The 9,763-nt window shown below is 50.6% G+C and carries 10 protein-coding genes; 6 read left to right on the forward strand and 4 right to left on the reverse strand.

Going from position 1 to position 9,763, the window contains the following annotated elements; all coding sequences use genetic code 11:
* Positions 1–36 precede the first annotated feature (36 nt).
* Positions 37–708, reverse strand: coding sequence for a stalk domain-containing protein (locus FHS18_RS22550; protein ID WP_246427839.1), 672 nt, complete (start codon positions 706–708; stop codon positions 37–39).
* Positions 709–978: 270 nt separating this feature from the next.
* On the opposite strand from FHS18_RS22550, the gene FHS18_RS22555 reads away from it, so the two are divergent.
* Both FHS18_RS22555 and FHS18_RS22560 read left to right on the forward strand, forming a co-directional pair.
* Positions 979–1,791 carry a helix-turn-helix domain-containing protein gene (locus FHS18_RS22555; RefSeq protein WP_183602628.1) on the forward strand — a complete coding sequence of 271 codons (813 nt, stop codon included), beginning with the start codon at positions 979–981 and terminating at the stop codon, positions 1,789–1,791.
* A 128-nt stretch (positions 1,792–1,919) separates the two neighbouring features.
* Positions 1,920–2,378 (forward strand): VOC family protein, encoded by a 459-nt coding sequence (locus FHS18_RS22560; protein WP_183602629.1) that lies wholly within the window; start codon positions 1,920–1,922, stop codon positions 2,376–2,378.
* A 196-nt stretch (positions 2,379–2,574) separates the two neighbouring features.
* Here the strand turns inward: FHS18_RS22560 and FHS18_RS22565 are convergent, their stop codons facing one another.
* Entirely contained in the window at positions 2,575–3,204 is a 630-nt protein-coding gene (locus tag FHS18_RS22565; RefSeq protein WP_183602630.1) for a TetR/AcrR family transcriptional regulator, read from the reverse strand.
* A 128-nt stretch (positions 3,205–3,332) separates the two neighbouring features.
* Between FHS18_RS22565 and FHS18_RS22570 the strand changes: the two genes are divergently transcribed.
* On the forward strand, positions 3,333–4,061 hold the full coding sequence (locus FHS18_RS22570) for an MBL fold metallo-hydrolase (RefSeq protein WP_183602631.1): 729 nt from the start codon (positions 3,333–3,335) through the stop codon (positions 4,059–4,061).
* A gap of 69 nt (positions 4,062–4,130) precedes the next feature.
* Here FHS18_RS22570 and FHS18_RS22575 read toward each other — a convergent pair whose 3' ends face one another.
* Complete coding sequence (locus tag FHS18_RS22575) at positions 4,131–4,628, reverse strand: CcdC family protein (RefSeq protein WP_183602632.1); 498 nt, start codon at positions 4,626–4,628, stop codon at positions 4,131–4,133.
* A gap of 204 nt (positions 4,629–4,832) precedes the next feature.
* Between FHS18_RS22575 and FHS18_RS22580 the strand changes: the two genes are divergently transcribed.
* Positions 4,833–5,261, forward strand: a complete 429-nt coding sequence (locus FHS18_RS22580; RefSeq protein WP_183602633.1) for an SRPBCC family protein — start codon at positions 4,833–4,835, stop codon at positions 5,259–5,261.
* 274 nt (positions 5,262–5,535) lie between these two features.
* Positions 5,536–7,122 carry an ABC transporter substrate-binding protein gene (locus tag FHS18_RS22585; RefSeq protein WP_183602634.1) on the forward strand — a complete coding sequence of 529 codons (1,587 nt, stop codon included), beginning with the start codon at positions 5,536–5,538 and terminating at the stop codon, positions 7,120–7,122.
* 154 nt (positions 7,123–7,276) lie between these two features.
* Here the strand turns inward: FHS18_RS22585 and FHS18_RS22590 are convergent, their stop codons facing one another.
* Positions 7,277–8,710: a DHA2 family efflux MFS transporter permease subunit gene (locus FHS18_RS22590; RefSeq protein ID WP_183602648.1), complete on the reverse strand. Its 1,434-nt coding sequence runs from the start codon at positions 8,708–8,710 to the stop codon at positions 7,277–7,279.
* Between the two features lie 285 nt (positions 8,711–8,995).
* On the opposite strand from FHS18_RS22590, the gene FHS18_RS22595 reads away from it, so the two are divergent.
* Positions 8,996–9,601: a TetR/AcrR family transcriptional regulator gene (locus FHS18_RS22595; RefSeq protein WP_183602635.1), complete on the forward strand. Its 606-nt coding sequence runs from the start codon at positions 8,996–8,998 to the stop codon at positions 9,599–9,601.
* Positions 9,602–9,763 lie beyond the last annotated feature (162 nt).

A 9,763-nucleotide genomic window follows, 5' to 3' on the forward strand; every position in this document is an offset into this window, starting at 1 on the left:
CGGAGATCAGCTGGTTGTCCTCTATGAAGGACAGGTTTATTTGTAGTAAGAGGTCGTGAGCGGAACGAAGAGGCTTCCGCCGTCCTCCACATCGGCATGAATGAAGAGCGCATCTACGCCGCTGATGTCGATTTCGAAGGTTTTCATCCCTTCCGATACCGCGATGCTGTCGATTTTGAGCTTGATGTCCGTATCGGAATCCTGGACGAAGAACTCTTCGATATCTTCACCTATAGCAGCGGCTTGAAGGTAAAGCTTCTGATATTTCCCCTCCGGATAGAGCATGAAACTTGCCCCGCGGGTACCCGATGCATTGTTGAAGTAAACATCTTTATAGTCTTTGCCGTTATAGGTCGTTAACTGAGGGTCTTTGGTCCGATGACTGGAGCTAGCGCTATCGGCGATCGGAATGCCGTCGAGTTTCTCGCCCAGCAGCACCGTATTATTCTTGGCATCATACTCGACCGCTACGCCAAGCGCGCCGGACACCGCCCGTACAGGCAAGTAGGTGCTCCCGTTATAGATGATAGGGGCGATAACCGCACCTTTCTCGTTTTGCGGTTGGAATGGTTTGCCGTTTACTTTGAATTTCATGGAGGAATCCAGGAATGCTTTGATTGGCTGCAAATTCGCACCCGCATATACGCCTGCGCTGGAACTCAATAGGAATATAGCCGCGCCTCCGGTAATGATCCACTTCTTGTTCAACGAATACAGTCCCTTCCATTAATGTCATAATCCATCCAAGCATACCCGATTCATTGCGAGAATTGTATAGTCTGAAAGACTTCATTTTCATAGACGATTTCGATTGAAGGTAATGGATAGCGTTTGTTAGAATATCAACATATTGGTAAATATCGCGGCATAAATCGATTCCTTAAGGAGTAATGCGCATTGGCTGCACCGCCTGACAGATGGACAAAAATACCTCAATCTCTAGCCAAAACATCCACCCACCAACAAAAAATATTGACCATGAATGGACTGACTGCCATTGAGTCTTGTACACGGACGACTGGCGCTGCGGGCACGCTGTTCTTAGAGGACCATATGCTGTTATTCGTCCTGGAAGGGAAGTATACTGTGCGGTTTGGCGCTGAGGTGCATACGGTGCATAAGCATGAAATGGTACTGGTCCATAAATCCATTGCCATCCATTATGAAAAAAGCGGGGAACCTGATTCCGATTATGTATTGAACTATATGATGTTCTTGTTGAAAGACGAGCTCATTAACGAGTTCATCCAACTCGCCGGATCGATCCCGCCTACAGCCGCCGCGATACAGGCCCCGGTATCTGTTCACACGATGGATGCTGCACTCTTCAGCTACCTGGAGTCGTTGAAACCTTACCTCCATGAACCGGGGCGGATTCGGGACGGATTGGTTAAAGTGAAGTTGTTGGAATTATTATTTGGCATTGCGGAGCGAAATGATATTTTCCTATTCGAGCTATCGCAGATGAAACGTCAAGCCCGCAAGAGCATCAAGGACGTCATTGAGGCGAATATTACGAATCCCGTCAGCTTGAACGATCTCGCCTACCTGTCCGGACGGAGCTTGTCCTCCTTCAAACGCGATTTTCAAGCGATCTATAATACCTCTCCGCTTCAATGGATCCGCAACCGTCGATTAGATCTCGCTAAAGACATGCTCATCTGCTCTTCCTTGTCGGTAACGGAGGTTTGCTTCAGAACGGGTTTTGAGAACGTCTCGCACTTCTCCAAGATGTTTAAGCTGAAATTCGGGTGCTCGCCTTCCTCGCTCAAACAATCGCCAAAGGTTTGATGCGCTGCACTGGGCTAAATGAACAACGATTCTGGGCTTGCGAACAAAGTATAACGTACAGCGATCTGGTACATTTATACATGTCTTCAAGTCGAATTCGAGTTTATTGAACCTAAGGAGGAATAAACATGTCCGACTCTACCCATTGGCAAAAGAATGAAACTGCCAATCCGATCGCCTCGCTGAAAGGTCATCATATCGCGGTCCGCGTACCGGATTATGAGGAGGCAAAAAATTGGTATGTGGAAAAACTGGGCTTTCGCGTCATTCAAGAATGGCCGTTCGGAGACCTGCGCCTAGCTTATATCGCTCCCCCTCATGACGATTCTTTCTGCCTGGAGATTATCGGGGACGGAGTTGTGGATGAGGCTGTCGTCTATACGGATGTGAATAGCAGCATGCACAAAGCCGGATACCATCATCTCTGCATGACTGTAGGCGACGTCGATCAATCGATTGCGTATTTGAAATCAAATGGGGTTGCGCTAATCGGAGAACCCTTTAATCTCGAGGCCATTCATCGCCGTCTTGCTTTTTTCGCCGATCCGTGGGGGAATTTGTTTGAATTGGCGCAGGTGCTGGATTAAACCAAATATGCGTGCTAAGCCGATGTTAAGCATATAGCACGATTTGGTCCCGCAGAGATGCGGGCTATTTTATTGTGAAAGGTCGGCATTGAGCAGACACTTAGCGAGATCAGGGATAAGAAGTAGGCAGGCCATCTTGCAACTCACAGATCTATAAGGAGACAAGCATCCTCGCATTGCGAGGATGCTTTCGTTGTTAGTCTGCGTTAACAAGTGGCTCGCCTTGTATGGGTGATGTTGCCCGATACGCCGTAAGCACAAGCCTAATCTGCTGGATCACGAATCCGATGTGCGCGTTGTTCCGGGTTAGCCGGCTCGCCATGACGCCTCCTTCCAACGAAGACACCACGAATGACGCTAGAGCTTCCGAATTGAGATCCGAGGACAGCTCTCCACTCGCGACACCCTTGTCCAATAGGCTTTGAATAAACAAAATGAAATGGCCATGCGCGGCTACCGCTTTCTCTCTAAGCGGAAGATAGCCGTCATCAGCTTCCACCGCGGTGTTCAGCAAAGGGCATCCTCCCTCGATCGGGGGAGCGTTGACAGGATCTTTGTGCACCGCGCATACCGCCATGATCTTGTCGACCGCCGAATCGGCTGTCTCGGCCGCTTGCAAGAAAAGCTCCATCAGCATGCGGGAAGCATAGTCGAACGCTTCCATTGCGATTTCGTCTTTCCCGGAAAACGTCCGGTAAACAGCGCCTTTGGTCAATCCGGTGACCTCCATGATGTCCTGTATCGAAGAACCGGCATACCCTTTCTGATTAAACAGGCCGGCTGTTTTCTCAATAATATGCAGGCGCGTTTTCTCACCTTTACGCATGAACGTAAACCTCCGTACTCATGATGATAGAATTGTTTTTATTTTAACATTGCTATAGCGTATTCGCGAAATAATTGGTATCCTATAAAAAACCGAACGGTTCGGTTTTTTATAGGAGGGGCTCCCTGATGAATGAAGTGAAAATTGTCCGCATTCCCATTCTTCCGATGCATATGGTGAACGCTCATCTGTTGATTGGACCGGATGGCTGCGTCCTGGTCGATGCGGGTGTACCGGGATCCGAGCGAAAAATTGGAAGAGCGCTGGCGAAAGAGAAGATGACCTTCAAGGACGTTAAGCTCATCGTTATCACCCATGCTCATGTCGATCATGCTGGCAGCGCGGCCAGATTAAGAGAACTTACGGGCGCGCCCATACTCGCCCATGAAGGCGATGCCAAGCATTACAGCCGAGAGGAGGAGATGACCTTTTGCCCGACAGGACGGTTTGCCCGATTGTTCTACAAAACGGGATTCATCCTCAAGCCCTATGAAGGATTCACGCCCGATGTACTCGTTTCGGGAGAACGGGCTATCGATTTGCAGCGGTTCGGCGTACCCGGTACGATTACGCATACGCCAGGGCATACCTTGGGCTCCATTTCGATCGCATTGGAATCGAAAGAGGCTTTGGTGGGCGATCTTGTCGCCTCAGGCGTCCTGATCGGGGGAATCATGAGGAAAAACCACGCGATCCGTCCGCCCTTCGAAGACGATCCCCATAGGGTAGCGGAGGAACTGCTGCGACTTCTCTCATCCGGACACCGAACCTTTCATTTGGGTCACGGCGCCCCGCTGGGGATCAATGAGGTTCGCCGCCATGCGGAATATCTGAAAGGCTTGGCCGCAGATATGTAAAAGACCTTGAACCCGCCTCCGCAGCGGGTTACTTTTTGGTCTGTACGGTTAACTTGCCCAAACATGCAGCTACTTCGGATTGCTACCTGTTCGCCGAAACGTATCGGTCTGGCTGACCAGCCGCCGGAACTTAATGAATGACACGAGCCGCCAAGGGATCAGATAGCCGAAAGCCACCATCATAAACAGTGCCATCAAATCTTGGGGTTCAATATCGGTTAACACCTGCCGCAAAACAACCCTAATGATCAATACCCCTAGAAAGGCTACGATAAAGCCCCAATTTTTCTGGGCATAGATGTTGTTGTCTTCTCTCACCTCGTAGTTGGTCGTCCAAATCAGAGGGATCGAGAACGCCGCTCCTAGTCCGAAGGCTAACGCCAAAGCCCACGCCGGCTCATTGACCTCGGGGTTATTCACTAACGCAAGACCAGGAAGGATGAAGATCATCGGTACCAATAGTCGAATGCCGTTGCCTCGTATTGGGCGGTACATACTCCTCGTTCTTCTCCACAACACCAACGCTGCTATAGCTGCGATAATAACGTATAGGTTGTATCCATTCATTCTCGCTCACCTCATGGATTAGATATCTTCATCTTACTTGAGGCGGTATGGCACTAGTAGTGATAACTGTCATATTTTACAATCAAAGCAACATCGTTCCTCTCATTTGGCCTCAAAGACAAGAAGGAAATGAATTGAATGCCCTACTGCGGTTGGTTATAATTAACATTGAATTCCAATCTATGATGTGAGGCGGTAATTAACTTGGAAACAGGCAATAAGACAGTGATTACGGTGGAAGCCACGGTTCATGCACCTGTTGAACATGTTTGGACGTATTGGACGGAGCCTCAGCACATTACGCAATGGAATCAAGCTTCCGAGGAATGGCATGCGCCGAGAGCCGAGAATGATCTGAGAGCCGGCGGCAAGTTCCTGACACGCATGGAGGCGAAGGACGGCAGCTTCGGCTTTGACTTTGAAGGCATCTACGATGAGGTCAGAACTCATGAGCTGATCGCTTACACGATAGGGGATGGGCGCACGGTTACGATCACGTTCATCGCGCAGGGGAACGATACGAAAGTCGTTGAAGCCTTTGAAGCGGAAGGCACGAATCCCGTTGAGATGCAGCAGGCAGGCTGGCAGGCGATTCTAGACAACTTCAAGACCTATAGCGAAAGACAAGGATAAGCTGCCGGTAACCGGATTGGACAAGCCGTCCAATTGGCCCTAACGGAACGATACTCATCACAAACCTTCCTTCAGGGAGGTTTTTTTATTCGACTGAAATGAAAGCGCTTATCGAAATCATTGAATTAGTATTACATTTCGTTGCTTGGCTTAATTTAGCGGCGCGCCGATGTTTCTTATAATGAGAATGTACAGAAGATGAAAGCGCAAACATTAGGCAGCGAGTGGATGTACGTAGTTTCTCATTATGGAAGCATTAGGGGGAAATAAAGCGATGCTAAAGAAAAGCAGATTGTTGTTGCTAACCTTCGTCATGATGATGGTCGCGGTGCTTAGCGCCTGCGGAGGTAACAATGCGAACACGAACAATGCACAGGCAACTGAGAATAACCAAACGGCGGAGACGACAGAGCCAGCCAATGCGCCGGCAGATTCCGGGAATGGAAGCGGGATCGATACATCCGAAGAAGTGAAGCTCAAAATGATTTTCGTCGGCCCGAAGCCGGCCGATTATGACGCCGTCTTCGCAGAGCTGAACAAGAAGCTGAAGGAAAAGGTCAATGCGACGCTCGAAGGCGAATTCCTCGACTGGTCGGATTGGGCGCAGAAGTATCCGCTTAAGCTGGCGGCTGACGAAGACTTCGACCTGATCTATTCCGCGAACTGGGCAGGATATAACGATCAGTCGCTGAAAGGCGGTTTCCTGGAAATCACCGAAGACATGATCAGCACGTATATGCCGCAAACGCTGGCCGCGATGCCGCAGGTGAGCTGGGATCAGGCGAAGGTAAACGGCAAGCTGTACATGGTTCCGCAGAACCGCGGCGAATCGGTCGAGAAACTGATTCTGTACCGTGAGGACCTGCGTAAGAAGTACAATCTGCCGGCCATCGACAGCCCGGAAGCGTATGCGAACTACTTGAAGACGATTGCCGCGAACGAGAAAGGCGTCACGCCATTCACGCCGGAGACCGGCGATTGGAAATACCACAACCTGGACCGCATCCTGCTCAAGCAGGAGAACGAATGGAACATGTTCGATCTGGATATGCCGTTCGCTTTCAAGCTCTCGGACGCGACAGGTAAAGTGTTCAACGTGTATGAAACGGAAGAGTTCAAGAATCTGCTGACGTACTACAAGGATCTGGCAGACAACAATGCTTGGCCGAAGAACGCGCTGAACAGCAAGGACGATCATCAGGCGGAATTCAAGTCTGGCCGTACGGCGTCCATCACGCATAACAACGGCACGCTCGGTTCGCTTATCACGCAACTGCAGCAAGAGAACTCCCCTTACGAAGTCGCATTGGCCGACATCAACCCGGATAAAGCCAAATCGATCGCGATCTCGACGCAGAACGGCACGTCCATCCATGCGACGAGCAAACACCCGGAGCGGGCGTTGATGGTCCTTGATCTGCTGCAGAACGACAAGGAACTGCATGACCTGATCATGTACGGCATACAAGGCGTCCACTATGAGCCTGTCGGCGATAACCTGTACAAGTCGACGGACAAAAATTCGAACTACACCGGCTTCTCGAACTGGAGCTTCAACTCGCCGCTCAATCGCGACAACGAAGCGTTCCCGAAGGAAGCCTCCGACCTGGTCGCCAAGTGGGAGAAGCAAGTCTACCACTACCCGCTGGAAACGTTCGTCTTCGACAACAGCAAGGTGAAGTCGGAGATCGCGAACCTCGGCAACGTGATGGTGCGTTACGCGCTGCCGCTGGAATACGGCGTAGTGAAAGATATCGATAAAGGCCTCGCAGAGCTTAACAAGCAGCTGAAAGCAGCAGGGCTCGAGAAGGTACAGCAAGAGCTGCAAGCGCAGATCGACGCGTTCCTTGCGAAGCAATAAAGGATGAACAAAGCCGCCATCCCGGTTAAGGGAATGGCGGCTTTTTGTTTGATAGCAATGTTAGTTGTACATTGTTATCGGTATGTTGTTGTATGTTGTTTGTTTCATCTTTCACGTACGCACGATGGAACGAATCAGGAGCAAGGACCGAATGTTAAGCTTCCTTCAATGCTGTTCTCTTCGCAAGATCAGCTTTGGAATCGCCTTCTGTGGCCTGCTTCACTTTCTTGATGAAGAAGGAGAGTACGAGGCCGATCACGCCGATGCCGACGATGACCATATAAGCGTCGTTGATGCCTTGGATCGTAGCTTCCATGATCATATGTTCTTGCGTATCGGTGGAACCCGAAGCCATCATGTCTTGCATATGCGACTTCGTCTGGCTCGTCATGACGGTGACCAAGAGCGAAGTGCCGACAGCGCCGGCGACTTGCCGGATCGTATTGGAGATCGCGGTGCCATGGGCGTTAAGCCGGTTCGGCAGCTGATTGAGACCCGCGGTCTGAATCGGCATCAAGAGCAGCGCCATCCCGATGCGGCGGCCAGTGGACATAAGCACAAGGTATGTGTAGCTGGTCGAATCCGACAGATCGACGAAACCGATCGTCGTGGCGATCGTAATAACAAGGCCGATGACCGCAAGCCATTTGGCGCCGAAGCGATCGAACAGACGGCCGGCAACCGGCATCAGGAAGCCCATGACGAGGGCGCCGGGAAGCAGGAGCAAGCCGGATTCCAACGCGGTATAGCCGCGGGCATTTTGCAGGTAGAGCGGGAGCAGCATCATATCTGCATACATGACCATCGTGACGGCGATACTGATGATCGTCGTGAGCGAGAACATGTTGTACTTGAATGCACGCAGGTCGAGCAGCGGATTACGCGAGACGAGCTGCTTCCACGTGAACAAGACTAAGGAAAGCAAGCCTACGATGATGGTCCAGATGACCTCTGCGCTGGACCAACCTTTACTGCCGGCTGAACTGAAGCCATACAGCACGGCGCCGAAACCGACCGTCGACAGCAGTACGCTGACCAAGTCGACTTTGGCTTTAGTCTGTTCCCCGACATTGCGCAGATAAATAAATCCGCAGATGATACAGACGGCCGCGAACGGAATCATGCCGTAGAACATGGTTTCCCATGCGTAGTTCTCAAGCAGATAACCGGCAAGCGTAGGGCCTATAGCCGGGGCGAAAATAATCGCGAAGCCCATCATGCCCATCGCCGCGCCGCGTTTCTCCGGCGGGAATAGCGTCAGAATGACATTCATGAGCAGCGGCATAATGATACCTGCGCCTGCAGCTTGAACCATCCGGCCCGTCAGCAGCACTTCGAAGCTGCCAGCGAGCGCCGATATGATGGTTCCGATCATGAAGATGATCATCGATGTCTGGAAAAGCTGTCTTGTCGTAAACCGCTGCATGAGATAAGCGGTAATCGGGATCAGTACCCCGTTCACGAGCAAATAACCGGTCGTGAGCCATTGGGCCGTCGCCGCGGTTATGCTAAAGTCTTCCATTAGCTCCGGCGTGGCAACGCTCATGACCGTCTGATTCAATGTGGCCAGAAAGGCGCCCAAGATCATGACGAACAAGATCGGGCCCTTTTTGAGCGAGCTAGCGGCTGTGTTGGAGTTTGTACTCACCTTGCTCCATCCTCTCCATAATATCTCTAGACTTAATTTACAATGTGTAAGATAATTTACATTGTATAAATTAGATTATAGTCAGAAAGTTGGATTCTACAAGCGACGGATAGTAGCGGGTATGTAACTTAGTTAACACTTTACTTAATATCTGTCGCTTAAACTTGAGATGTTCTACAGATGATTGATTTATTGTAAATTGATTGTTTTAGGAGTGGACGAACGATGACCGACCCAACAAAACCTCGTACAGATCCGCGAATCCTTCGAACGCGGCAATTGTTGAAGGACGCTTTTATCGATCTCATGCAGGAGATGGATATTGAGAAAATATCGGTGAACAAAATCGCCGAGCGCGCAACGATCAATCGCGTCACCTTCTACCTGCATTACCGAGATATACCGGATATGATGGAGAAGATGGCCGACGAGATGGTGGAGGAGTGGCAGGAGGTATTGAACAAGGGAGTCTACGATCAGGCGACCGACAGGGAGATACACTGGCTAAGACTGGTAAGCTTGCTAGAGCATATAGCGGAGCACGCCAAGTTCTATAAAGTCATCCTTGCCTCGAAGCGAACGCCTGTCATCTTCACGGACCGGCTGAAGAGACTGCTCGTGGATGCCATAACCACCCGGATCGAGAGCCAGGGGAACGACTCCTACCTCGTGCGGGCAGGCATACAGAAGGATATCGCAATCTGGTACGGCTCTTCCGCGCTGATCGGCACGATCGTGTCTTGGCTGCGCAGCGATATGCGATATACGCCGCAATTCCTTGCCAAGCAATTCGCGCTGCTCGTGTCCAATTATGGGCGGGACGAAGAGTAAGGGGACCATAACCATAGTTGAACTTTATAGTGTAAAGAACTCAATCGAAGAGGGAGTGACTTGCTGCTGAACAGCCCCCCGTCAAGTAGACAGTACAAAAAATAAAAGTCAATCAAGCGGCCTTCGTCCTGAATTCCATTGGACTGAGGCCGTTTAATTTTG

The organism is Paenibacillus phyllosphaerae (genome assembly GCF_014192105.1).
Classification (GTDB): domain Bacteria; phylum Bacillota; class Bacilli; order Paenibacillales; family Paenibacillaceae; genus Paenibacillus_Z; species Paenibacillus_Z phyllosphaerae.

What these genes read in the sequence shown, in the direction of transcription:
- FHS18_RS22555 (WP_183602628.1), top strand. Translation starts at nt 979, where the DNA reads ATGAATGGACTGACTGCCATTGAGTCTTGTACACGGACGACTGGCGCT.
- FHS18_RS22560 (WP_183602629.1), top strand. Translation starts at nt 1,920, where the DNA reads ATGTCCGACTCTACCCATTGGCAAAAGAATGAAACTGCCAATCCGATC.
- FHS18_RS22565 (WP_183602630.1), bottom strand. Translation starts at nt 3,204, where the DNA reads ATGCGTAAAGGTGAGAAAACGCGCCTGCATATTATTGAGAAAACAGCC.
- FHS18_RS22570 (WP_183602631.1), top strand. Translation starts at nt 3,333, where the DNA reads ATGAATGAAGTGAAAATTGTCCGCATTCCCATTCTTCCGATGCATATG.
- FHS18_RS22575 (WP_183602632.1), bottom strand. Translation starts at nt 4,628, where the DNA reads ATGAATGGATACAACCTATACGTTATTATCGCAGCTATAGCAGCGTTG.
- FHS18_RS22585 (WP_183602634.1), top strand. Translation starts at nt 5,536, where the DNA reads ATGCTAAAGAAAAGCAGATTGTTGTTGCTAACCTTCGTCATGATGATG.
- FHS18_RS22590 (WP_183602648.1), bottom strand. Translation starts at nt 8,710, where the DNA reads ATGATCTTGGGCGCCTTTCTGGCCACATTGAATCAGACGGTCATGAGC.
- FHS18_RS22595 (WP_183602635.1), top strand. Translation starts at nt 8,996, where the DNA reads ATGACCGACCCAACAAAACCTCGTACAGATCCGCGAATCCTTCGAACG.